Raw genomic sequence first — 23060 nt, 5'->3', positions numbered from 1 at the left:
GGCACCGGTCCCACCCGTATCGCGGCGGCGCACCGCCCGCGGGCCTTATTCTGTTGGACCATGTACGCGATCCAGCCCGAGACGCCCGGCGCGGTACCGCGGACGGCTCCCGTCCCGGCCCAGCGCTCCGCCGCCCCCGCCGAGGGCTTCGCGGTGGTGGACGTCGAGACCACCGGCCTCGGCCGCTCGGACCGCGTCATCTCGGCGGGCGTCTACCAACTGGACGAGGACGGCACCGTCACCGACCACTGGTACACGCTGGTGAACCCCGAGCGCGACCCCGGACCGGTCTGGATCCACGGCCTCACCAGCGACCTGCTGGTGGGCGCGCCCACCTTCCCGGAGATCGCCGGCGAGTTCGCCGAGCGGCTGCGCGGCCGGGTGATGGTCGCCCACAACGCGCTCTTCGACTGGAACATGATCTCCCGCGAGTTCTCCCGGGCCGGCCTGCGCGCCCCGGTCGACCAGCGGATCTGCACCATGGTGCTGGCCCGCGACCTCCGGCTGCCGCTGCCCAACGGCAAGCTCTCGTCGCTCGCCCGGCACTTCGGCGTCCTCCAGCAGCAGGCGCACAACGCGCTGGACGACGCCCGGGTGCTCGCCGAGGCGTTCCGGCCCAGCCTGCACCTGGCCCGTCAGGGGGGCGTCCCGCTGCCGCTGCAGACCTGCGTGGCCGTCACCGACCTCGGCGACGACCAGCCGGCCTCGCCCGCCCGGGGCAACTGGACCGGTGCCGCCTACCGCCAGGCCCGCAAGCGCCCCGCCTGCCCGTACCCGAACCCCGGGCGCTGGGAGGACGGCGGGCCGCTGGTCCAGGGCATGCGCGTGGCGTTCACCGGCGACACCTCCACCGACCGCGAGCTGTTGGAGGACCGCGCCGTCGAGGCGGGCCTGCACATCGCCTCGTCGGTGAGCCGGCTCACCAGCCTGCTGGTCACCAACGAACCGGGCAGCTGGAGCGGCAAGGCCCGCAAGGCCCGCGAGGTCGGCACCCCGGTGATCGGCGAGGACGCCTTCCTCCAGCTCCTGCGCGAGGTCGCCCCGCACCCCGGTGCGTGAGCCGGTTGTGAGGTGGGCGTACCGTGCCCATGTGTACCGTTTTCTGCTCTCCCGGCGCTGGCTGATCACCCTGTTGGTCGCCGTGCTGCTGATCCCCACCACCATCCGGCTGGGGTTCTGGCAACTGCACCGCCACGAGGCGCGGGTGGACCGCAACGAGCTGATCGCCCGGGCCCTCACCGACCGGCCCGTCCCGTACGAGACCCTTTCGGCGGAACCCGGCTTCGCCGTCCCCAAGGGGCTCACCTGGCGCGCGGTGACCACCACCGGGCAGTACGACCCGGAGCACGAGTTCGTGGTCCGCAAGCGGACCGACTCCAGCGGTGACAAGATCGGCTACTTCGTGATCACCCCGCTGGTGCTCGACGGCGGCAGGGGCACCGTCCTGGTCAACCGCGGCTGGGTGGCCTCCGGCACCTCCGCCGTCACCTACCCGGACGTCCCGGCCGCGCCGTCCGGCCAGGTCACCCTGACCGGACGGCTGCGCGCCGACGAGGCCGCCGGCAACGGCCTCAAGGACCGCGCCGGCCTGCCGGACCGGCAGTTCAACCTGATCAGCTCCACCCAGCAGGCCAGGGAGACCGGTGCCGCCCTCCTCGGCGGCTACCTGGAGCTCACCGCGACCGTGCCGGCGCCGGCCGACGAGCCCGAGCTGCTGCCCGAGCCCAACCACTCCGACATCGGCCCGCACATGGCGTACGCGATCCAGTGGTGGCTGTTCACCGCGATGATCCCGGTCGGGTTCTGGGTGATGGCGCGGCGCGAGGCCAAGGACCGGCGCAAGGAGGCCGGCGAGGCCGAGGTCGCCCCGGTCGCCGTCCCCGCCTGAGCCCGCCTGAGCCCGCCTGAGCCCGTTACAGGACGTCCGCGAGGTCGCGGAGCAGCCGGGCCTTGGCCCGGGCACCGACCACCGACTTCACCGGCTCCCCGCCCCTGAACACCATCAGCGTCGGCATCGAGAGCACCCCGTACGCGGCCTGGGTCTCCGGGTTGCGGTCGACGTCCAGGCTGACCACGGTCAGCCGGTGCGCCTCCTCCCTCGCGATGTCCGCCAGCACCGGCACCATCTGCCGGCAGGGCGGGCACCAGTCCGCCGTGAAGTCCACCAGCACCGGCCCCTCGGCCGCCAGGACCTCCGCGGCGAAGGTCTCGTCCGTGACCTCCGCGACCCCTGCGATCTGCACCATGGTCTACTTCTCCTCCCACTCGACTGCCGGCTGCGCGGCCCATTCGCACTGCGGCGGCTCTCCGACGGTGCCGACCGCCAGCTCGTCCCGCTCCCGCTCGGCCCGGGCGAACTGCCCGGCCACCTGGGTACGGACCTCCTGGAGCCGGTCGATGCACTCGTCCAGTTCGGCCAGCTTCCTCCGGTAGACCTCCAGCGAGGCCGGGCAGGAGTCCCCGTGCGGGTGACCGGCCTGCAGGCACTCCACGAACGGCCTGGTCTCCTCCAGGCCGAACCCGAAGTCCTGCAGCGTGCGGATCTGCCGGAGCAGCCGCAGGTCCTCCTCGCCGTACGCGCGGTAGCCGTTGCCGGCCCGCCGGGCCGGGAGCAGCCCGAGCTGCTCGTAGTACCGCAGTGCCCGGGTGGTCGTCCCCGCCCGCCTCGCCAGTTCACCGATCCGCATGACCGCATCCTCGCCCTTCCGGCCGCCGTCCGAAGGCCGCTGTCCGAAGGGCGCCGGGAACGACGGTAGACCTTGACGCCGACGTCAACGCCAGGGGCGGCGCGGGCCCGGGCCCCGCCGCGTCCGCACTACCTTCCGCCCGCCCTCACCCGGCAGGATGGCCCCATGGATCTTGGACTGCAGGACAAGGTGTACGTGGTCACCGGCGCCACCCGGGGCCTGGGCCTCGCGACCGCCCGCGAGCTGGCCGCCGACGGTGCGCGGGTGCTGGTGAGCGGCCGGAGCCGGGAGTCGGTGGACGCGGCGGTCGCCGAACTCGCCGGACTCGGCGGCGGAGCGGACGCGGTGCACGGGCTGGTGGCCGACAACGCCGCCCCGGAGACCGCCGAGCGGCTGGTCCGCGAGGCCGTCGAGCGGTTCGGCCGGCTGGACGGCGTGCTGATCAGCGTCGGCGGTCCGCAGGCGGGCCCGGTGGGCACCGTCCCCGAGGAGGCCTGGCGCGACGCGTTCGAGTCGGTGTTCCTCGGCGCGCTGCGGATCGCCCGGACCGCCGCCGCGACGCTCGGCGAGGGCGGGGTGATCGGGTTCGTGCTCTCCGGCTCGGTCCGCCAGCCCATCCCGGGTCTCGGCATCTCGAACGGTCTGCGCCCCGGCCTGGCGATGGCCGCCAAGTCGCTGGCCGCCGAGCTCGGTCCGCGCGGCATCCGGGTGGTCGGCCTGCTCCCGGCCCGGATCGACACCGACCGGGTGCGCGAGCTCGACGCGCTCGGCGGCGACGCGGAGGCCTCCCGCGTCCACCACAGCGCCGCCATCCCGCTCGGCCGCTACGGCACCCCGGAGGAGTTCGGGAAGGTCGCCGCGTTCCTGCTCTCCCCCGCCGCTTCCTACCTCACCGGTGTGATGATCCCGGTCGACGGCGGCGCACTGCCCGGGCTGTAGGACGGCGTTCGCCGGCCGCGCGTGGAGGCATCCGCCCGGCGCGCGGCCGGCGGATGCGCCGGGCGGTCAGAGCACGCGCGGGTGCTTGTCGCGCCGTCCGCCGCGCCGCGCGGCGGTCTCGTGCCTCGCCGGCACCACCCGGATCCGCAGGTCGGCCGGAAGGTCCGACAGCCCGAGACTGACCAGTGCATCGGTACGCGGGCCGGTCTCGAAGTGCTCGGCGAGCGCCGCCGGATCGCCGCCGGACGTCATCCGGACGGCCGCCCGCAACCGGGGGTGCCGGGCTCCGCGCAGCAGCCGGACACCCACCCGCTCGACCTCGGGGAGCGCCACGGTGCCGGTCTCCAGAGCGTCCTCCAGTGCTCCGGTGCGCAGCCGCAGCCGCAGCCCCGGCGTGCCGGGGGTCGGCACCGGCACGGTCGCCGGCCCGCTCCGCCGCAGCTGGGCGAGCAGCCACCAGGCGGTCCCGACGACCACCACGGCCAGCCCGGCGATCACCGCAGGCCACCACCAGGCCTCGGCCACCCAGCGGGTCCGCGCCCGCGCACCGATCACCGGCCGGTCCGGCGAGGCCTGCGGCCACCGGTCCGGCAGATCCACGCCCAGCCTCCGGTACAGGTCGAGGCCCCCGGCCAGGACCAGCAGCCCGGCCACCAGCAGGACCACCCCGACCGCACCCACCAGCACCCGGTTGACGGTGCTCCGGCTCACCCGCTCCCACCACCCTCCACGACGGCGCCCTGCACTCCCCCGCCGGACCCGCGCCGGCGCCCGCGCCGGGTCCTGACGTCCAGCCGCAGCGGTCTCGCCAACCCGACGACCGCCAGCTCGTCCCGCAGCTTCCGCTGCACCGAGGCCGGATCGGCCGGGCCGGTGAGGGTGATCCGGACCCGTCGGCGGCCGGTCCGCACGCGCAGGTGCTCGACGCCCGGCAGGTCGGCGGCCCGGTGGACCAGCAACGCGGTCACGCCGGACCGGTCGATGGCCGCGGAGGTGCCGCCGACCGGGCGGAGCGGGAGCCAGCGGCTCAGGCCGGGGGCGAGGGCGAGCCAGAGCAGCCAGCCGCCGAGCAGGGTGGCCGCGCCCGCTCCGAGCAGCACCCAGGTGTCGTCGAGGTGCCGGGTGGCCAGTTCGTCGGCGATCTCGGCACGCCAGCGGCGGGCGGCGTGCCCGGTGCGGACGGCGACCACGTCGTAGAGCAGCGCCACCGCGGCCACCAGGACCACCGTCGCGACCACCACGGCGGCCGTGGTCCGCGGTGCCCGCAGCCGCGGCACCCGGACCGCGGCGGGCCCGGGCTCCGGAGCCGGTCCCCCGGCCGCACCGGCCTCCGCCGGCACGGCGGGCCCCGCAGGCCCCTCAGGACCCCCAAGCACCTCATGCGCTCCGGACTGCGTATGCGCTCCTGACGCCGCCGCCCCGGCAGCCTCCGCCGGTACGGCGGGCTCCACGGGCGGCGCCCCCGGCTCCCCCTCCGCCGGCCCGGTCATCCCGTGCCCTCGGTGACGAGCCGTTCCACCACGACCACCACCTCGGCCACCCGGGTCCCGGTCAGCGCACCGACCTGGGCGGCCACCCGGTCGCGGACGGCCCGGGCGAGGGCGGCGAGGTCGGCGGGGAACGGCAGGTCGACGGCGACCCTGACGGTGACGGCGGCGGAGGGCGAAGCGGGGCCGGTGACGGAGACCTTCGGCGGCCCGCCCGGTCCGCTCCGGCCCGGCCGGACCTCGGCGAGCGCCTCACCGGCGGCCCGGGCGGCGATCCGCGCGTAGACGCGGTCGGCGATGCGCAGCCGGCCGCGCGCTCCGGGTTCGCGGGTGGCGGGCACCGGGACGAGGGCCGCCATCAGCGGCGCCGGTCGCGGCCGCGCAGGAGGTCGCCGAGGTCACCGAGTTCGAGGTCGCCCTCCAGCAGGCGGCCGACCACGAAGCCGACCACCCCGAGGGCCGCCACCAGCAGGAACGCCGCGAACCCGCCGAAGTAGCCGGCGAAGCCGAGGGCCATTCCCACCACCAGGCCGATGAGGGCCAGGTTCATCCGTTCCACCTCGTCTTCCGCCGCCCGCCGCTCCGGGCGTGCTGCCGCACAGGGACTACTTCAGCTTGGGCCGCTGCTGGCCGGAGGAGGGGAGCTCCTCTTCCTCCTCCTCGATGTCCGGCTCGTCGGGCAGGTGGACGTCGTTGACGGCGATGTTGACCTCGACGACTTCCAGCCCGGTCATCCGCTCGACCGCGTCGACGATGTTCTCCCGTACCTGCCGGGCGAGTTCGGGGATGACGACGCCGTACTCGACGACCAGCGCGATGTCGATGGCGGTCTGCTTCTCCCCCACCTCCGCCTTGATGCCGCGTCCGATGTTGCCGCGCCCGCCGGGGACCCGGTCGCGCATCGCGGCGAAGGTGCGGGCGAGCCCGGAGCCGAGGGAGTGGATGCCGGTCACCTCGCGGGCCGCCATCCCGGCGATCTTCTCGACCACGCCGACGGCGAGCGCGGTGCGACCGCGTTCACCGGCGGCCCCGCCGAGGCCGGCGGTCGAGGAGCCACCGGTGGAGGCACCGGTGGAGGGGTTCTTGTGCAGGGTGGCGGGCGTCGGAGTGTCAGGCATGGGCTCATCTCCCGTCGTACGGCTCCAGCTATATCGCAAATCGCTCCAACTCTGGCATTTCGCCACGAATCTCGCCCCCGGAACCGGCCGGTACGGCGAAGGCCCTGCCCCCCGAGGTCGCCTCGGGGGGCAGGGCCTTCGCCGGCCGGGGAGGCCGGTCAGTCCCCGATGCCGGCCAGGTCGCGCAGACGGCGGGCCTGGGCCGCCCGTTCGGCCGAGCGCTGCTCGTCGTAGGAGCGGCCACCGGCGCCCTGGAGCAGGGCCTTGGTCTCGATCACGGCGTTGCGCGGTGCGGCGAGCAGGGCGGCGGCGAGGTCGCGGGCGGCGGCGTCCAGCTCGCCCGCGGGGACGGCCAGGTTGGCCAGACCGATCGCCGCGGCCTCCTCGGCGCCGACCCAGCGCCCGGTCGCGCAGATCTCCAGCGCCCGCGCGTAACCGACGAGTTCGGTGAGCGGTTTGGTGCCGGCGAGGTCGGGGACGAGGCCCAGCGAGGTCTCCTTCATGGAGAACTGCACGTCGTCGGCGACCACCCGCAGGTCACAGCCGAGGGCGAGCTGGAAGCCGGCGCCGACCGCGTGGCCCTGGACGACGGCGATGGTGACCAGGTCGGGGCGGCGCCACCAGCTGAAGGCCTCCTGGTAACCGGCGATGATCCCGTCGAGCTCCTCGGGCTCGGCGGCGGCGAGCTGGAGGAAGCTGGGCTCGCCGGGGATGCCCTCGGGGGTGAACATCGCACGGTCGAGGCCCGCCGAGAAGGAGACGCCCTCGGCGCGGAGCAGCACCACCCGGACGGTGCCGGGCAGGTCGCGGCCGACGGCGGACAGGGCGCGCCACAGGGCGGGCGACTGGGCGTTGCGCCGCTCGGGCTGACAGAGGGTGACGACGGCGAGTGCGCCGTCGATCTCCAGGCGGACGCCGTCCCGCTCCCGGCTCGGGGTCTGCGGATCGGTGGCGGGAGCGGTCATGAGGGGACCTCCGGTGGCGAGGATGCTTGGCTACCGGAGAGTAACAAAACTGGTGGAGCGACGGCAGGGGGCAGCACGGAGCGGCGGACGGCCCGCCCGCGCACCGGTCGCGGATATGACGATCGGCGGCCGGTTCACTCGGACCGGGGAGTGGACGACCCTCGGTCGCCTCCCCGGCCGGCGCCCTGCCGCCGAGTCATCCGTCCGTTGACCGACGGAGCGTCAGGAACCTGCCCCGGCAGTAGCTTTGTTCTTGCCCCGCGTGGCACCGCCGCGGCCCCGGAGAATCACTCCGGACTCGCTCAGCATCCGGTGCACGAAGCCGTACGAGCGGCCGGTCTCCTCCGCGAGAGCGCGAATGCTCGCCCCGGAGTCGTACTTCTTCTTGAGATCGGCCGCGAGCTTCTCACGCGCGGCACCGGTTACCCGGCTGCCCTTTTTCAGAGTCTCGGCCACCCGTGCCTCCTCGTAGCGTTGCTCGGTCAGATTCCCATGATCACCCATCCACCGCGTCCTGGCCACCCATTCGACAAGGTCCATGTCGGGAATGCGCGGTCCTTCGGTAGTGATCCGAGCGCACAAGGGCGCTCACGCAGAGTGCACGCCCCCGGACGAATACCGCCGTCCGGCGAGAAAGGGCTGATCAGCAGCGTCGGCCCGGCCACGATCGAGTGGCGGGCCGACGGAAGCTCCTTAAACGGAATGCGGGACCTCTTCATTCCCGGACACGCCGAAGGGACTAGTTTTTCTGGTCCAAAATGTGGATGGAATGTCTAGTTCCGGCCAGACGGACAGGCGGATGCCCGGCCGTCCGTACGGGCGACCGGGCACCGGGAGGTCGGCGGGATCAGGCCAGCGTGACCAGGTCGTTGTAGGCGGGGCTCCAGAGGTCCTCCACGCCGTCCGGCAGCAGGATGATCCGCTCCGGCTGGAGCGCGTCGACCGCGCCCTCGTCGTGGGTGACCAGCACGACCGCGCCGCTGAACTCGCGCAGCGCGCCGAGGATCTCCTCGCGGCTGGCCGGGTCCAGGTTGTTGGTGGGCTCGTCGAGCAGCAGCACGTTGGCACTGGAGACCACCAGCGCGGCCAGCGCGAGACGGGTCTTCTCACCGCCGGAGAGCACCCCGGCCGGCTTGTCGACGTCGTCGCCGGAGAAGAGGAACGAGCCGAGGATCTTCCGGATCTGCACCAGGTCGGTGTCGGGCGCGGAGGAACGCATGTTCTCCAGCACCGTCCGCTCCGGGTCCAGGGTCTCGTGCTCCTGGGCGTAGTAACCGACCTTCAGGCCGTGGCCCGGGATCACCTCGCCGGTGTCCGGCTTCTCCACCCCGGCCAGCATCCGCAGCAGCGTGGTCTTGCCCGCACCGTTGAGCCCGAGCACCACGACGCGCGAACCGCGGTCGATGGCCAGGTCCACGCCGGCGAAGATCTCCAGCGAGCCGTAGGACTTCGACAGGTCGCGCGCCGTCATCGGGGTCTTGCCGCAGGGCGCCGGGTCCGGGAACCGCAGCTTGGCGACCTTGTCGCTCTGCCGGACCTGGTCCAGGCCGGAGAGCAGCTTCTCGGCGCGGCGGGCCATGTTCTGCGCGGCCACCGTCTTGGTCGCCTTGGCGCGCATCTTGTCCGCCTGCGCGTTCAGCGTCGCGGCCTTCTTCTCGGCGTTGGTCCGCTCGCGCCTGCGGCGCTTCTCGTCGTCCTCGCGCTGCTGCTGGTACTGCTTCCAGCCCATGTTGTAGACGTCGATCGCGGAGCGGTTGGCGTCCAGGTAGAAGACCTTGTTGACGACCGTCTCGACCAGCTCGACATCGTGCGAGATGACGATGAAGCCGCCCTTGTAGGTCTTCAGGAAGTCCCGCAGCCAGACGATCGAGTCCGCGTCGAGGTGGTTGGTGGGCTCGTCGAGCAGCAGCACGTCGGAGTCGGAGAACAGGATCCGGGCCAGCTCGACGCGGCGGCGCTGACCACCGGAGAGCGTGTGCAGCTCCTGGTTGAGGATGCGATCCGGCAGGCCCAGGGCGGCGGCGATGGTGGCGGCCTCGGCCTCGGCCGCGTACCCGCCCTTGGTCAGGAACTCCGTCTCCAGGCGCGCGTACTTCTTCATCGCGTTCTCCTGGGTGGCGCCCTTGCCGTTCGCCATCCGGTCCTCGTTCTCGCGCATCTTCTTCAGCACGGTGTCGAGGCCGCGGGCGGAGAGGATGCGGTCCTTGGCGAGGACGTCGAGGTCGCCGGTGCGGGGGTCCTGCGGCAGGTAGCCGACCTCGCCCGAGCGGGTCACCGTGCCGGAGGCGGGGATGCCCTCGCCGGCCAGCACCTTGGTGAGCGTGGTCTTGCCGGCGCCGTTGCGACCGACCAGGCCGATCCGGTCGCCGGGGGCGACCTTGAAGCTCGCCGACTCGATCAGGATCCGGGCACCGGCACGCAGCTCAAGGGCGTTGGCGGAAATCATGGCTGGGGACTACTCCTGGGGCGTGGGCGGGCGCCCGGACGGGGCACGGGCCGGGACGGCGGGTGAAGGGCGTCGGCGGAGGCTCGGCGGACCGCACGGCGCGGCGCCGCTCGCCCGCTAGTGCACGGAGAGAACAGCCATGACGGCAAGTCTACCGGGCCGCGCGAGCGAACCCCGAGGGATTACCGGCCGGGGGTACCCGGAGGGCCGGCTACCGCGGCTGCTGCCCGTCCGCCGGCGCCGCGCAGCTGCCCTCCGGGCGGACGGCGGCGAACGGCTCGGCCGGGCTGCCACAGGCGGCCTCGGGCGCGGCCGCGCGGGTGTCGAAGACCTTGGGAGCGACGATCGGGCCGTCCGAGATCAGCACCCGGCGGCCGTCCAGCGCCTTCATCGAGACGCCCGGGCCGGCGTTGAGCTGCCAGCCGCTGCTGTCCAGCCGGTAGCCGGAGATCCCGCCGGAGACCGACTGGCCGCTGCTGTTGGAGCAGCTGCGCGGAACCAGCACCGCGAAGTCGCTGGCCACCGTGCGGGTCGGGTCGTAGACGCAGTTGCCGGCCGGCTTGGAGTTGTAGCGCAGGTCCCCGTCCGCGTCGCGGAAGCCCATCGTCAGATTGGGTGTGACCACCGCCACCCAGGGCGCGGACTGCTGGACCGTCCGCAGCGAGGCCGCCGCCCGCTCGGTCGCGAGCTGCTTGCGCTGCTCCTCGGTGCGCTTGTCGGCGCCGGGCTCGCCGTCGGCGCGCAGCCAGTCGGCCAGGCCGGGCACCGCGCGGTGCCAGCGCACCTCGTGGTCGCCGGGCCGCACGGAGGTGACCAGGCCGTCGTCCCAGACCACCACGGCGTTCTCGCCCGCCATCGACAGGTAGAGCGCGGTGGCGCCCTCCCGCTGGTACGACCAGGCGTGCTCCCCGGTGGCCTTGTGGTACGCCTCCAGGCCCGGTCCGACCCTCAGGTCGAGGTCGGCCGCGTCCAGGGACTTCACGGCGTCCGGGCTCGCGTCCGAGGCGCCCGGTGCGGCCACCCGGTCACCGAACGGAACCGGCTTGTTGGCGTGCGCGGCCGCGCCCGCCACAAGGACCAGCAGCACCGCCAGGGCAGGCAGGATCGATCGGGGGCTGAGGGCGCGCGACTTCCAGGACACGGGCGGAGCGTACCTTTCACCGCCCGCGCGAGTCAGCCGGACCTCTCCGTACGGCCGGACGGCGGAACCTCGCCGGCCGGTTTCGCACGGGCCGGCCGACGCCGCCCACCGACCTGCGCCGTCGGGCCCGGCGGCGCCCCGGGCCCCGCCCGGGCCCGGGGCGCGGGTAGGGCTCCCCGGGCCTCCGGGACTGTTACAGAGGTGATACACGGCACACCGCCGGACGGCGTTCGAATAGCGCCCACTTTAGGGTGACATTCGGCTTTTCCTCCGCCCGGCGGGCCTACTGTCGGCAATCGGGGCGTCACGTTGCGTCGCCCTCCGCCCTGCCCCACCGAGGCCCCCGCCCGAGGAGAGACCATGCGATTCGGCCGCCTGGCGCTGGCCGCCGCCGCCCTGCTGCTGCTCACCACCGCCAGCGTCCCCGCCGGCACCCCGCTGAGCCAGACCGAACGGCACGCGCTCTCCTCCGACGCCATCTCGCCGCGCGGCGCCGCACCACGCCCGGTCGTCCAGCGGCCCAAGCACGAGCCCCCGTTCGGGGCGTTCGTCGGCTCCTGGGACCGGTACATCCCGCAGATCGGCCGCTACGCGCAGTGGCTCAACAACGCCAACCTCCAGGTCGGCCACACCTATCTGGCGGGCAACGGCTGGGCCGACGTCGAGGGCGAGGCGATGGTGCTCGGCATGTGGTCGCAGTGGCGCCAGGCGGACCCGTCCCGCACGCTCGTCCTCGGCGTGCCGATGCTCGTCCCCAACGAGGCGAACGTGCCGGACGGCGAGGTCGCGAAGCTGCTCGCCCAGGGCGCGCGCGGGGACTTCGACCGGCACTTCCTCAAGCTGGCCCGCCGGCTGGTGGCGCTCGGCGGCGCGGACACCGTCCTCACCCTCGGCTGGGAGATGAACGGGGTCACCTACACCCACCGCTGCAAGCCCGACCCCGCGGCCTGGAAGACGTACTGGCGGCGGATCGTCACCGTGATGCGGTCGGTGCCCGGGCAGCGGTTCCGTTTCGACTTCACGCCCAACCGCGGGCTGGACGCGATCCCGTGGACCAAGTGCTACCCGGGCGACGACGTGGTGGACATCATCGGCATGGACAGCTACGACCAGCCGGCCGGCGCGACCTTCGACGACTACGTGCACGAGCCGTACGGGCTGCTGGACCAGGTGGAGTTCGCCGCCAAGCGCGGCAAGCCGGTCTCGTACCCGGAGTGGGGGCTGTTCCGGAACGGCGACAACCCGGAGTTCGTGCAGCGGATGGTGGAGTGGATCCGCACCCACGACACCGCCTACCAGACGGTCACCGACTACTGCCCGCACGGCTTCTGGCAGTGCGACCGCAACCCGCGGTCCAGCGCCCGGTTCCGGCAGCTGATGGGCGGCTCCCCGGGGGCACCGGCCGCGGCCGTGCCGACGGCGCCCCCGGCACCGGCGGCGCCCACGATGCCGTCCGCACCGCCGGCGCCGGCCGGCGCACCGACCGGTCCCCCGGCCTCGCCCACCACCCCGGCCCCGGCCTCGGCCTCGGCGGCGGCCTCCGCGCAGCCGTCCGCCACGGCGAGCCCGTCGGCGAGCCCCTCACCGAGCCCGTCGGCCGGTCCCTCACCGAGCGCCTCGCCGACCGCCGCCCCCGCGCGGCGCTAGGACGTGTCCGGCAGACGCCCCCGGAGTGTCCGTTCAGCTCCGGCGGCGGGCGAGCAGGGACTCCTTCAGCTTCGGCAGCCGGCTGCTGAGCACGCGCACCGCGGCCTGCCGGGAGCGGACGGCCCCGCACCGGACCGCGGCGGCCGGGGCCGGGCCGCGCGGGCCGAACAGCAGCCGCTGGTTCGGCAGCCGGTCCGGCCGCCAGCGCTGCTTGTACGGCTCCTGGCCCCGCAGCAGGCCCAGCACCGGGATGCCCGCGCCGACCGTCTCGTCCAGCGCGGCGCCGAACAGCAGGCCCGCGATGTCCAGCCGCTCGCGCAGCCTCGGGTGCGCGCCGTACATGTAGAGGCCGCCGAAGGACGGGCAGAGCAGCAGCAGGTTGACCGCGACCAGCTCGCCGTCCAGCCAGTACTGGTGGACGGCGGCCCGGCCGGTGGCCACCAGGCCGGTGGTCGACTCGTCCAGGTGACGCGCGAACCGCTCGGTGCGGTGCTCCGGGGTGACCCCGCGGTCGGCCCACTGGAGGAAGTGCAGCCGCAGCAGCCCGGCCAGGGCCTCCGGCACCTCCGCCGGGGGCGTCGAGCGCACCTCCACGCCCGATTCGGCGATCTTGCGCAGCTTGACCCGGCTGCGCTGGGCGGTCTTGCCCGGCACCCGCTTGAGCAGCTGCTCCATCGGGACGGCCGGCAGGTACTGGCAGAGCGAGTCGGTGAACCGCCGGCGCCGGCCGCGCCAGTGCGCGAAGACCCGCTGGACGGCGGCCTCCGGGTGGACCTCGCGCAGGTCCAGGCTGTGCCAGGGGCGGGTGAGCGGGAGCGCGGCGGCGAACTCGGCGGCGGCGCGGTCGGCGCAGGAGTCGTCGAGCAGGATGTCCGTGAAGTCGATCAGCCCGTCACCGAGGCCGGTCAGGCCGCCCAGCGGGCCGCCGCGGCGCTGGAACGCGCCCGCGCCGACCAGCCGGCCGTCACGGCGGACCAGGATCACCAGCAGGGCGCCGGGGCGTCCGTAGTTGCGCCACCAGGAACGCTGCCAGACGGCGGCCTGGAAGAAGGTGGCGGTCCGGCAGCGGGTGACGAGGTCGTCCCACTCCTCGGCGAGGGTGTCGAGCGCGTCGTCCTCGCGGCGCAGCTCGGTGGTCCAGCGCGGTGCGCAGGCCTGGGCGGGGAGCCCCGTGGTCGGGGCGGCTGCCTCGGTGCTCATCGTCCGCTCCCGGCCACGGTCTTGGTCCTGTTCTCCGACTCGGCCGGAGCCGCGTCCGCGGCGGGCCCGGCCTTTCCGGCCCGGTCCGGCTTTCCGGCCCGGGCCGCCGTGTCGCCGGTCCCGGACGCGGCCGTGACCTCGGCCGTGCCCTCGGTCCCGGCCTCGGGCCGGGGCTCCGGGCCGTGGCCGGCCACGGGTTCCGCCCCGGGCTCGGCGGTGCGCGGGCGCGGAGCGGTCGGGACGGGCGCCGCCCCGGCCGCGGGGCCGGCGGCGCTGTCGCTCCGGCGGCGGGTCATCATCACCAGCGCGCCGATCAGCACGCCCGCCGCACCGCCGACCGCCACGTCCAGCCGCCCGGAGGGGGTGGTGGGCCGCTCGGGCTCGGCGGCGGCCGCGAGCGGGACCAGCCGGACGCCGGTCTCCTTGGTGCTGCCGTTGGCGAAGGCGACCAGGGAGCGGGCCACCGCGTCGGCCGTCAGGACGGCCTCCTGCGGGTCCGCCCCGGTGCCGGTGATCTCGATCATCGGGGCGTCCGGCGAGGTGGTGCCGTGCACCAGGGCCTCCAGCTCGGACCGGCTGTGCCCGGTCTCCGCGGCGGCTGCCGCGAGCACCTGCGGCCGGCCGGCAAGCCGGCCGTACGCCTGGGCGAAGTTGACGGCCGTGACGCTCTCGCCCGGGTTCTCCGCCACCACGATCACGTAGGAGTCGGCGGCGTACGAGGGGTGGGCGACGACGGCGTACCCGGCGCCGGCGGCGGCACCCAGGGGCACCGCGAGGGCCAGCGGCCACCAGCGGCGGACCAGGAGACGGGCGCTTCGGCGCGGTTCGGTCATCGGGACTCCTTGGATACGGGGGCCGCCCGGCCGGCGGCCCGGCGACTGGGGAGCTGCCGGCTCAGGCGGGGACCAGGCGGTCGTAGAGGGCGCCGAGGTCGGCGGCCACCCGGACGATGTCGTAGTGGCCGACCGCGGGGGGCCGGGGCAGCGGGTCGGTGCTGTGGTCGTTGAGGTGGCGCAGCTCGCCCAGCGCGGTGGCGTACGCGGCGGCGTCCGACGGGATCCGGCGGGCCTGCGGGGCGGCGCTGGGCGGCAGTTCGTCCAGGGCCGGACAGGCGCTGTGGCGGACCGGGAGGCCGGCCGCCAGCCCCTCCAGGACGCCGAGTCCGAAGGTCTCCTCGGTGGAGGGCGCGGCGAGCACGTCCAGCGCGGTGAGCAGGTCGGGGACGTCGTCACGCTCGCCGGTGAGCACCAGCCGGTCGCGGACGCCGAGTTCGGCGGCCCGGCGCTCCAGGGCGGCGCGTTCCGGACCCTCGCCGACCAGCACCAGGCGGGCCGCGCCGTCGAGTTCGGCGAGCGCCTCCAGCAGCACCGGGAAGCGCTTGCCGGGGACCAGGCGGCCGACTCCGCCGACCACCCAGCTCCCGGGCGGCAGGCCGAGTTCGGCGCGCAGCCGGGCGCGGGTGGCAGCCCGGTCGGCATCCTGCCGGCGGTAGCGGTCGGCGTCGATGCCGTTGGGGATCAGCTCCACCCGGCCCGGCGGGACGCCCCAGCCGTGCAGGGTCTGGGCGACCTGCCGGGAGACCGCGACGGTGGTGGTGCCGAGCCGTTCGGCGGCCAGGTAGAGGCCCTTGACGCCGCGGGTGACCGGCCGGCCCTCGATCACCCCGGCGTGCAGCGAGTGTTCGGTGGCCACCACGGCCCGGACCCCGGCCAGCCTGGCGGCCAGCCGGCCGTACAGTCCGGCCCGGTAGAGGTGGGTGTGCACCACGTCGTAGCGGCCGGCCCGGATCAGGCGGGCCAGCCGGGGCAGCGCGCCGACGTCCCGGTTGCCGCGCATGCCGAGGTGGTGCACGGTGACGCCCTCGGCGCGCAGGGCGGCGGCGACCGTGCCGGGGTTGGTCAGCGCCAGGACCTCGCAGTGCTGGTGCGCGGGCAGGTACCGGAGCACCAGCTGGAGCTGGCGTTCGGCGCCGCCCGAGGCGAGGCCGGTGACGATGTGCAGCACCTTCATCGGGCGGCCCTGCCGTGGCCCGCCCGCTCTCCGCCGGGGCGCTCGGACCCGCGGGCGGCACCGTCCGCGGGTCCGGCGGGCGGGAGGTGCGTCCGGGCCCCGCCGGGTTCGCCGGACCGCCGGACGGGTGCGACCGCGTCGTTCCCGGGCCGCTGGTCGCCCTCGGCGGCGCGGACCTTCGGCTCGGCGCGGACCTTCGGCTCGGCGCGGACCTTCGGCTCGGGGCGGTCCGCACGGTCCGTACGGTCGGCCCGGACCGGGCGCTCGGCCTGGTCCGGACGCTCGGGGCGGGTGCGGGCGGCGAGACGGGTACGGCGCAGTTCGGTGACGGTGTCGCGGAGGCGGTGCCGGCCGCGCTTGGCGCGCAGCCGCCAGGCGCCGTCGCGGTCGCCGACGTAGCAGCGCGGCAACGCGTACCTGCCGGTGAGCGGGGAGTGCGCGATCGCGCAGGCGTAGTCGTAGCCGGCGTCCCGGACGGCGTGGGTGGCGGCCAGGTCGACGGCGCCGTACGGGTAGCAGAAGCCGGTGACCGGACCGCCGACCATCTCCTCCAGGGCCCGGCGGCTCTCCCGGGTCTGGTCGGCGAGCACGTCGGCGGGCAGGCCGGACAGCGCCCGGTGGCCGAGGCCGTGCGAACCGATCTCCCAGCCGGCCGCGGCGAGGTCGGTGACCTCCTGGACGGTGAGCAGCTTCTTGCGCGGGCCCTCGGTGTCCCAGTCGTTGGCCCGGCCCAGCAGGTCGGCGACCACGTAGGCGGTGGCGGTGAAGCCGTAGGCCTGAAGGATCGGCACGGCGTAGCGGCCGAAGTCGGCGTAGCCGTCGTCGAAGGTGAGGCCGACCAGCTTGTCGTCCCGGCCGGCGGCCCTGGCCCGCATCAGCTCGCGGACCGAGACGCCGCGCCGGCCGCACCGGTGCAGCCAGGCGATCTGTTCGGCGAACCGTTCGGGGCTGACGGTCAGCTGGTAGGGGTCCTCGTCCTCGACGGCCACCGAGTGGTACATCAGGATCCACGGCGAGGAGGGCTCCGGTGCGGGTGCCTCGGCGATCGGGCGGCGGCTCCTCGGCAGCTGTGCCGGTGGTCGGCGGGTGCCCGGCCGTGGTGCGTCGGGGCGCGGCGCGTCGGTGTGCGGGCCGACCGCGGCCGGCGCACCGGGTGCGGCGGGGCGGCGGACGCCCGACAGGACCGGCCGGACGAATCCCCGTTCAGCGTCCATGGGGAGGCTTCCCTTCATCGGCGACAGGTGACGGGCCCAGGGCCCGGGCTGCGGCGCGGACCGGTCCGCGCACCTCGCGGGCGCCGAGGACGGTGCCCAGGGCGGCGAAGACCAGCGCCACGGTGAGGCCCCCGCACAGGGTCGAGAGCAGGGGGTCGGCGGTGAGGCCGGCGACGGGGGTGCCGAGCGCGACGGCGCCGGCGGCGGAGGCCAGCAGCCGGGCGTGGCCGCCGAGGACGAGGCGCAGGCGCAGCGGGATGCCGCGCAGGACCAGGCCGTGCAGCAGGAGCGCCGCGGTGGCGGTGATGCCGACCGCGTTCCCGGCCGCCAGCCCCGGGGCACCGAACCGGGGGGTGGCGAGCAGACCGCCGACGACGGTGACGACCAGGCCGAACGCCATCGCGGCGGCCGGGTACCAGTCGAGCAGCCGGCGTCCGCCGTCGTCGGGGCTGGGGTCGCCGGCCCGGCGGACCACCGGGCGGAGCGAGAAGTAGGGGCGGATCATCACGCCGATCAGCGCCTGCGCGGGCAGGCCGAAGCTGTAGACGCGGATGACGGCGGCGGTGGCGGAGGTGTCCCGGGGGCCGAAAGCGCCGCGTTCGAAGAGCAGCGCGACCACCGACGGCGCGCAGGCGAGCAGGAAGGCGGTGCCGAGCAGGACGACGGCGGCGGCCTGGCCCAGGTCCTTCTCGACGCGGTCGCGGGCGGCGGTGAGGTCGCCGGCGGCGAGCGCCCGGGCGACCAGGGGGAAGGTGACGGTGCAGATCAGGATGCCGGCGGTCATGGCGAGCTGGGAGACCTTGGCGGCGTAGTTGAGGTGCGAGATGGTGCCGGCCGGCAGCTCGGAGCCGAGGAACCGCTCGATGAAGACCTGGGACTGGCGGGTCAGGGTGAAGGCGGCGACCGGCAGCAGGGCGAGCGGGATCAGCACGAGGGCCTTGCTGCGGGGGCGGCGGCCGCGGGCGGGGCGGGCGCCCGGTCCGGTGCGCAGCCCGTGCAGGAAGGGGACGATCAGCAGGCCCGCCATCAGCAGGCTGCCGAGGGCGACGCCGAGGGCGGCGGAGCGGACGCCCCAGATCGCGTGGCAGCTGAGCAGGACGCCGAGGATGCCGACGTTGTAGGCGACGTAGATCCCGGCCGGGGCGGTGAAGCGGTGGTGGGCGCGCAGGGCTGCGGCGAGGTAGCCGGCCACGCCGAAGGGCAGCACGGTGATCGCGGTGATCCGGGTGCAGGTGACGGCGAGTCCGGGGTTGGCCAGGCCCGGGGCCAGCACGTCGACGAACCAGGGGGCGCCGAGTGCCGCGCCGAGGGAGAGCGTGGAGAGCGCGAGCAGCAGCCAGGGCAGGGTGGCGCGGACCAGTTGGCGGACCGGGTCGGGGCCGTCGGGGTTCTCCTCGCGGAGCACCAGGGCGAGGGCGAAGGCGGGCACCATGAGGAAGGACATGGCGTCCTCGATCAGCAGCGGTGCGGCGGTCTCGGGGACGGTCCAGGCGACCAGGAAGGCGTCGGTGCCCTGGTTGGCGCCGAAGTAGCGGGCCAGCAGGAGGTCGCGGAGCAGGCCGAGGGCGGAACCGGCGGCACTGAGGACGGCGGTGACGCCGAAGGCCTTGGCGAGGAAGCCGCGCCGGGGGGCGGCTGCGGGGTCGGCGACGGCGGGGTCGGCGGGCGCGGACCGGGGGGCCGGCAGGGCCGGGGTGAGCGCGGTGGGCTGGTCGGTGCTCATCGGGCCGCCGCCTCCGGGCCCGCGCCGCGGGGGGCTCCGGCGGTTCGGGGGGCTCCGGCGGTTCGGGGGGCTCCGGCGCCGCGGGGGGCTCTGGCGGCTCGGGCGGCGAGGCCGAGGACCACGGAGGTCAGCACGGTCGTGGTGCCGCCGATGTCGGCGTAGAGGAAGTCGACCAGGACCCAGGTGAGCAGGGCGAGCGCCGCCAGGCCCGGGCCGCGGGCGTGCCGGAGGCAGCCGAGGAGGAGGCCGAGGAAGAGCACGCCGTAGGCGACGATGCCGGTCAGCCCCTGCTCGCTGAGCACCAGGAAGTACATGTTGTGCGGGGAGAGCAGCGGTTCGCGCTGGAACCCGATGGTGGCGTCCGCGGCGTCGCTGCCGGAGGAGAGCCGCAACGGGGCGTGGCTGTCGCGCAGTTGCTGGAAGGCCTTGGGTCCGGCGCCGGAGAACGGGTGGTCCTGCCAGATCCGCCCTGCGGTGGCCCACAGGTCGTAGCGGTCGGAGACCGACTGGTCGGGGGCCTCGGAGACGGAGCCGATCGAGCTGATCCGGGCGGTGACACCGGAGCCGCCGAGGCCGAGGCCGCCGACCAGGACGACGGCGGCGGCCAGGCCGAGGACGGCGCTGCGCACGGCGAGCCGGGCGTCGGCGCGCAGCAGCAGGACGGCGGCGGCCGCGGCGGTGGCGATCCAGCTGCCGCGGCTGAAGGAGACGGCGAGCGGGAAGGTCAGGAAGGCGGCGGCCGTGAACAGCGCCCGCCGGAGCCGGGGGTCGCCGGCCGGGCCGCGTTCGCCCAGGGCGAGGGCGAGGGCGGCGAGCAGGCCGTAGGCGACGACGGTGGACATCGCCATGATGTCCAGCGCGCCGAAGGTGCCGACGGCGCGGATCGGCCGGCCCGTGTAGGAGGCGCCCGTCCCGGTGAGGAACTGGTGGACGCCGACGACGCCCTGGACCAGCGCGGCGACCACGAAGGAGCCGAGGACGAGGCGCTGGTCGGTGCGGTCGCGCAGGGAGCAGAGCACGGCGGCGGGGACGAGCACGAAGACCTGGGTGAGCCGGACGAAGCCGGTGAGGCTGGTGGCCGGGTCGATCGAGCCCACGGTGGCGACGGCCGCGGCGGCGACCACGGCGCCGAACCGGACGGCGTCGGCGCGGCCGATCGCGGGCGTCCGGCCGCGCAGCAGGTTGACGGCGGTGAGGGCGACCAGTGCGAGCGAGGCGAGGTCCGCGGCGGTGACGTGGACGGCGGCGGCCACGTCCTTCTCCCCGGTGGGGACGCAGACCAGCAGCACGGTGGCGGCGGCGAGCAGGGCGGGGCGGTCCTGGAGGAGCACCCCCGCACGCCGTAAGAGGTGTGCGGGGCGGGGAGGTGTGGCAAGGGTCAGGGCCACGCTGGGTCAGCTCCCGTCCGGGTGGAGCATCAGGACCGCGGTGCGGCACAGGATCTTGACGTCCTGCCAGAGGCTCCAGCTCTCGATGTAGCGGTTGTCGAAGCGGGCCCGGTCCTCGATCGAGGTGTCCCCGCGCAGGCCGTTGACCTGGGCGAGGCCGGTGAGGCCGACCGGGACGCGGTGGCGGTCCGCGTACTCGGGGTAGGCCTGGCTGAACCGCATGACGAAGTAGGGGCGCTCGGGGCGCGGGCCGACCAGGCTCATGTCGCCGCGCAGGACGTTCCAGAGCTGCGGGAGCTCGTCCAGGGAGCTGCGGCGCATCAGGCGGCCGACGGCGCCCATCCGGTGGTCCTGGGAGATGTTCCAGCGGGTGGCGGACTCGTGCTCGTTGCTGGGCCGCAGGGTGCGGAACTTGAGGACGGTGAAGACCCGTCCGTCGAGGCCGGTGCGCTGCTGGCGGAAGAGCACGCCGGGGCCGGTGTCGAAGCGGACCGCGAGCGCGCAGAGGACGAGGACGGGGGCGAGCAGCAGCAGGCCGAGCCCGGCGGCGGTGACGTCCAGGGTGCGCTTGGCGATCCAGCCGGGGCGGCGCATCGCCGCGCGCCCGACGCGCAGACAGGGGAAGCCCCAGAGGTGGTCGGCGCCGGCGAGCCGTCCGGCGCCGAGCGATCCGTACTCGCGCAGGGCGGGGACCAGCCAGACCTGGCAGCCGAGCCGGGCGGCGTCGCGCAGGGCGGCGGCGGTCTCGGCCTCGTCGGCGGCGCCGGCGGTGGCGACCACGTGGTGGACGCGGTGGCGCCGGATCTCGCGCTCCAGGACCTCACGGCCGCCGAGGACGGGCAGGTCGGTGTCGCCGGCGAGCAGCGCCGGGTCGGCGTCGAGGAAGCCGACCGGGCGCATCCCGTACTCGCCGCGCTCGCTGAGGGCGGCGGCGACCCGCCGGCCGAGCCGGCCGGCGCCGAGCACCAGCACGGGGCTGGGGCGGCTGCGGCGGATCCGGCGGACCAGGTGGTAGAGCACCGCGCGGACGCAGACGGCGAGCAGCAGCTGGGTACCCAGCAGGACGGTCAGCCGGGCCGGGGTGGCGGGACCGGAGTCGGGCCAGTGGCCTTCGAGGCAGCCGGCCAGGGTGACGGCGAAGGCGGTGGCGACGACGGCCCGGACGGTCAGCGCGGGCAGCTCGTCGAGGACGGAGAGGGTGAGCCGGCTGCGGTACAGGCCGCCGGCCAGGTTGAGGAGCAGCAGCAGCGGCAGCAGGGCGGCCACGCCGAGCAGCGGCGCGACCCGGACGGCGGGGTCGAGGGCGCGGTTGGCGATCCCGGTGGCGGTGCACAGGGCGAAGGCGTCGACGACGACCAGGGCGACGGGCAGGGCGATCCGGGAGCGGACCGGGCGGCGGCGGCGCCTGGCCGCCGGGGCGCTGCGGGTCTGGGCGGTCCCTGCCGGGCGGTCGAGCAGCCCGGTGGCGGGCCTGCGCTGGCCGGACAGGGGCCGGCCGGGCCGTGGCACGCTGTCGTGGTCAATGGTCATCAGCGCACGAACTCCCCTGCTGTGTGCCCGGGGTGACGGCGGTCCGGCACCGGTTGGCCCGGGGCGGCCGTCCCGACCCGGTGGGCGCGGTCCTGACTGCACCTGCCACCGCTGGCGGCTTTCGGATTTCTCGCGAATTCCCGGCGTGAAATCGAAATGAAGCAGGCAAAATCAGACAATACCGAACGCCGGCCGGAATGCTGGAAGTCGACTTGCCATTTCATTCCAGCCGCCCATTAATAGGTATTTCTGATTTCACGCCTCACCCACAACCGGCTGAGGGTGCGAATACGACAGCGCCGGACCGGCGGGCATTCACGGCATGTGAAACGATCAGATCCGCTGCGGGACACGGGCGCGGCGGCGCCCGGCCGCAGGACCGGCCCCCAGCAGATCCCGGTAGAGCGCGTCCACCTGTTCGACCACCGAGCGAACATCATGGCGAGCCGCCGCGTGCTCACGCAGGCGTGCGCCGCGTCGCTCGCACTCGATCGGATCGGACAATGCTTCGGCCATTCGGGTGGCGAGCGCGGCGGCGTCCTCCGGCGGTACCACGGCGGACTTCCGTTCGACCGGCGGCAGGCATTCACGGGCCCCCGGAACGTCGGTCAGCAGCACCGGACGGCCGGAGGCCATCGCCTCCAGCGGGGCGAGCGCCATGCCCTCCCAGCGCGAGGGCAGCACCACCAGGTCGGCCGCGGCGAGCCACGGCCGCGGATCCGCGACGTCCCCGACCAGCCGGACCCGGGCCGGCTCGGCCGACTCCCGGACGACGGCGGCCAGCCGGGCCTCCTCCGGCCCGCCGCCGACCAGCGCCAGCCGGGCCGACGGCACCCGGCGCTGCACCTCCGGCCAGGCGTCGAGCAGCACGTCCTGCCCCTTCTGGCGACAGAGCCGGCCCACGCAGACCGCGAGCGGGGCGTCCAGCTCCAGGCCGAGCATGACCCGGGCGGCCCGGCGCTCGGCCGGTGCGTAGTGGCGGACGTCGACACCGTTGGGCACCACCGCCCAGTCGGCGTGCAGGCCCGCCGCGACACCGTCGGCCCGCTCCTGGACCGAGACGCAGAGCAGCCGGTGCGCCCAGCGGGTCGCGTACCGCTCCCAGCGCAGGGTCGCGGCGGCCAGCGCGCCGTCCACGGCGGCGAACGACCAGGCGTGCGGCTGGAAGACGGTCGGCGCGGCGCCCCGGACCGCGAGCCGGCCGGCCAGCCCGGCCTTGGCGCTGTGCAGGTGGACCATGTCGGGCGCGGCCGCCCGGACGATCCGGCGCAGCCGCCACGCCTCGGCGGCGGTGGCCGGGCCGGGCGAGCGCCGGGCCGGCCAGTCCAGGACCAGCGCGCCGACCGCGCCGGCCTCCTCGGCCAGCCGGCCGCCGCGCGGACAGGCGACCAGCACCCGGTGGCCGGCCTCGCGCTGGCCCCGGACGAGGTCGACGACGACGCGGGCGACCCCGCCGTCGACGGGCTGCGAAATGTGAAGGATCGTCATATGCACGGCGGCGAGCCTAGGGTGGGCGCACCGTGCCGCGGGGCCGCCGTCACCCGCACGTGGCGGGCGTCCACCCG

General features: G+C 75.1%; 23 protein-coding genes. 4 read left to right on the top strand and 19 right to left on the bottom strand.

Annotated elements, in window-relative coordinates:
- Positions 1 to 60: 60 nt before the first annotated feature.
- Together ABZY91_RS11580 and ABZY91_RS11575 are read left to right on the top strand one after the other, a co-directional pair.
- Positions 61 to 1059, top strand: coding sequence for a DEDDh family exonuclease (locus tag ABZY91_RS11580; RefSeq protein ID WP_355401672.1), 999 nt, complete (start codon positions 61 to 63; stop codon positions 1057 to 1059).
- Between the two features lie 31 nt (positions 1060 to 1090).
- Positions 1091 to 1888, top strand: a complete 798-nt coding sequence (locus ABZY91_RS11575; RefSeq protein ID WP_329883432.1) for an SURF1 family protein — start codon at positions 1091 to 1093, stop codon at positions 1886 to 1888.
- Positions 1889 to 1913: 25 nt separating this feature from the next.
- Here the strand turns inward: ABZY91_RS11575 and trxA are convergent, their stop codons facing one another.
- The gene (trxA, locus tag ABZY91_RS11570; protein WP_329949590.1) at positions 1914 to 2246 is read right to left on the bottom strand and encodes a thioredoxin; all 333 of its coding nucleotides are present in this window, start codon (positions 2244 to 2246) and stop codon (positions 1914 to 1916) included.
- A 3-nt stretch (positions 2247 to 2249) separates the two neighbouring features.
- Positions 2250 to 2687 (bottom strand): MerR family transcriptional regulator, encoded by a 438-nt coding sequence (locus tag ABZY91_RS11565; protein WP_355401670.1) that lies wholly within the window; start codon positions 2685 to 2687, stop codon positions 2250 to 2252.
- Between the two features lie 165 nt (positions 2688 to 2852).
- On the opposite strand from ABZY91_RS11565, the gene ABZY91_RS11560 reads away from it, so the two are divergent.
- On the top strand, positions 2853 to 3626 hold the full coding sequence (locus ABZY91_RS11560) for an SDR family oxidoreductase (RefSeq protein WP_355401668.1): 774 nt from the start codon (positions 2853 to 2855) through the stop codon (positions 3624 to 3626).
- Between the two features lie 66 nt (positions 3627 to 3692).
- Here ABZY91_RS11560 and ABZY91_RS11555 read toward each other — a convergent pair whose 3' ends face one another.
- The 9 genes from ABZY91_RS11555 to ABZY91_RS11515 form a co-directional block, all read right to left on the bottom strand.
- The gene (locus ABZY91_RS11555; protein WP_355401666.1) at positions 3693 to 4337 is read right to left on the bottom strand and encodes an alkaline shock response membrane anchor protein AmaP; all 645 of its coding nucleotides are present in this window, start codon (positions 4335 to 4337) and stop codon (positions 3693 to 3695) included.
- Positions 4334 to 4867, bottom strand: a complete 534-nt coding sequence (locus ABZY91_RS11550; protein ID WP_355401665.1) for a DUF6286 domain-containing protein — start codon at positions 4865 to 4867, stop codon at positions 4334 to 4336. Before ABZY91_RS11550 ends, ABZY91_RS11555 begins: the two co-directional genes overlap by 4 nt.
- A gap of 245 nt (positions 4868 to 5112) precedes the next feature.
- Entirely contained in the window at positions 5113 to 5472 is a 360-nt protein-coding gene (locus ABZY91_RS11545) for a hypothetical protein (RefSeq protein ID WP_355401663.1), read from the bottom strand.
- Complete coding sequence (locus tag ABZY91_RS11540; protein WP_329883425.1) at positions 5472 to 5663, bottom strand: hypothetical protein; 192 nt, start codon at positions 5661 to 5663, stop codon at positions 5472 to 5474. Before ABZY91_RS11540 ends, ABZY91_RS11545 begins: the two co-directional genes overlap by 1 nt.
- Positions 5664 to 5718: 55 nt before the next feature.
- Positions 5719 to 6231 (bottom strand): Asp23/Gls24 family envelope stress response protein, encoded by a 513-nt coding sequence (locus tag ABZY91_RS11535; RefSeq protein ID WP_355401661.1) that lies wholly within the window; start codon positions 6229 to 6231, stop codon positions 5719 to 5721.
- 158 nt (positions 6232 to 6389) lie between these two features.
- On the bottom strand, positions 6390 to 7196 hold the full coding sequence (locus tag ABZY91_RS11530; protein WP_355401659.1) for an enoyl-CoA hydratase/isomerase family protein: 807 nt from the start codon (positions 7194 to 7196) through the stop codon (positions 6390 to 6392).
- A gap of 222 nt (positions 7197 to 7418) precedes the next feature.
- Positions 7419 to 7652, bottom strand: a complete 234-nt coding sequence (locus tag ABZY91_RS11525) for a helix-turn-helix domain-containing protein (RefSeq protein WP_030059940.1) — start codon at positions 7650 to 7652, stop codon at positions 7419 to 7421.
- A 391-nt stretch (positions 7653 to 8043) separates the two neighbouring features.
- Positions 8044 to 9642 (bottom strand): ribosomal protection-like ABC-F family protein, encoded by a 1599-nt coding sequence (gene abc-f, locus ABZY91_RS11520; protein WP_329883422.1) that lies wholly within the window; start codon positions 9640 to 9642, stop codon positions 8044 to 8046.
- A 211-nt stretch (positions 9643 to 9853) separates the two neighbouring features.
- Positions 9854 to 10783: a hypothetical protein gene (locus ABZY91_RS11515; protein WP_329883421.1), complete on the bottom strand. Its 930-nt coding sequence runs from the start codon at positions 10781 to 10783 to the stop codon at positions 9854 to 9856.
- A gap of 360 nt (positions 10784 to 11143) precedes the next feature.
- Here ABZY91_RS11515 and ABZY91_RS11510 point away from each other — a divergent pair, with 360 nt between their 5' ends.
- Complete coding sequence (locus tag ABZY91_RS11510) at positions 11144 to 12430, top strand: glycosyl hydrolase (protein ID WP_355401656.1); 1287 nt, start codon at positions 11144 to 11146, stop codon at positions 12428 to 12430.
- Positions 12431 to 12463: 33 nt separating this feature from the next.
- Here ABZY91_RS11510 and ABZY91_RS11505 read toward each other — a convergent pair whose 3' ends face one another.
- The 8 genes from ABZY91_RS11505 to ABZY91_RS11470 form a co-directional block, all read right to left on the bottom strand.
- Complete coding sequence (locus ABZY91_RS11505) at positions 12464 to 13630, bottom strand: GNAT family N-acetyltransferase (RefSeq protein WP_355401654.1); 1167 nt, start codon at positions 13628 to 13630, stop codon at positions 12464 to 12466.
- The gene (locus tag ABZY91_RS11500; RefSeq protein ID WP_355401652.1) at positions 13627 to 14463 is read right to left on the bottom strand and encodes a hypothetical protein; all 837 of its coding nucleotides are present in this window, start codon (positions 14461 to 14463) and stop codon (positions 13627 to 13629) included. The genes ABZY91_RS11505 and ABZY91_RS11500 overlap by 4 nt, the downstream gene beginning before the upstream one ends.
- Before the next feature lie 61 nt (positions 14464 to 14524).
- The gene (locus ABZY91_RS11495; RefSeq protein WP_329883417.1) at positions 14525 to 15640 is read right to left on the bottom strand and encodes a glycosyltransferase; all 1116 of its coding nucleotides are present in this window, start codon (positions 15638 to 15640) and stop codon (positions 14525 to 14527) included.
- On the bottom strand, positions 15637 to 16854 hold the full coding sequence (locus ABZY91_RS11490; protein ID WP_355401650.1) for a polysaccharide deacetylase family protein: 1218 nt from the start codon (positions 16852 to 16854) through the stop codon (positions 15637 to 15639). The genes ABZY91_RS11495 and ABZY91_RS11490 overlap by 4 nt, the downstream gene beginning before the upstream one ends.
- Complete coding sequence (locus tag ABZY91_RS11485; RefSeq protein ID WP_355401649.1) at positions 16844 to 18577, bottom strand: lipid II flippase MurJ; 1734 nt, start codon at positions 18575 to 18577, stop codon at positions 16844 to 16846. Before ABZY91_RS11485 ends, ABZY91_RS11490 begins: the two co-directional genes overlap by 11 nt.
- A complete protein-coding gene (locus tag ABZY91_RS11480) occupies positions 18574 to 19908 on the bottom strand; it encodes an O-antigen ligase family protein (protein WP_355401647.1) in 1335 nt (444 codons plus the stop codon). The genes ABZY91_RS11485 and ABZY91_RS11480 overlap by 4 nt, the downstream gene beginning before the upstream one ends.
- Positions 19909 to 19971: 63 nt before the next feature.
- The gene (locus tag ABZY91_RS11475; RefSeq protein ID WP_355401645.1) at positions 19972 to 21495 is read right to left on the bottom strand and encodes a sugar transferase; all 1524 of its coding nucleotides are present in this window, start codon (positions 21493 to 21495) and stop codon (positions 19972 to 19974) included.
- A gap of 333 nt (positions 21496 to 21828) precedes the next feature.
- Entirely contained in the window at positions 21829 to 22983 is a 1155-nt protein-coding gene (locus ABZY91_RS11470; RefSeq protein ID WP_355401643.1) for a glycosyltransferase, read from the bottom strand.
- Positions 22984 to 23060: the final 77 nt, after the last annotated feature.

Origin of the sequence: Kitasatospora sp. NPDC002965, assembly GCF_040611255.1 — a bacterium.
Classification (GTDB): Bacteria; Actinomycetota; Actinomycetes; order Streptomycetales; family Streptomycetaceae; genus Kitasatospora.
This window is presented reverse-complemented; position numbering and strand designations above follow the sequence as displayed.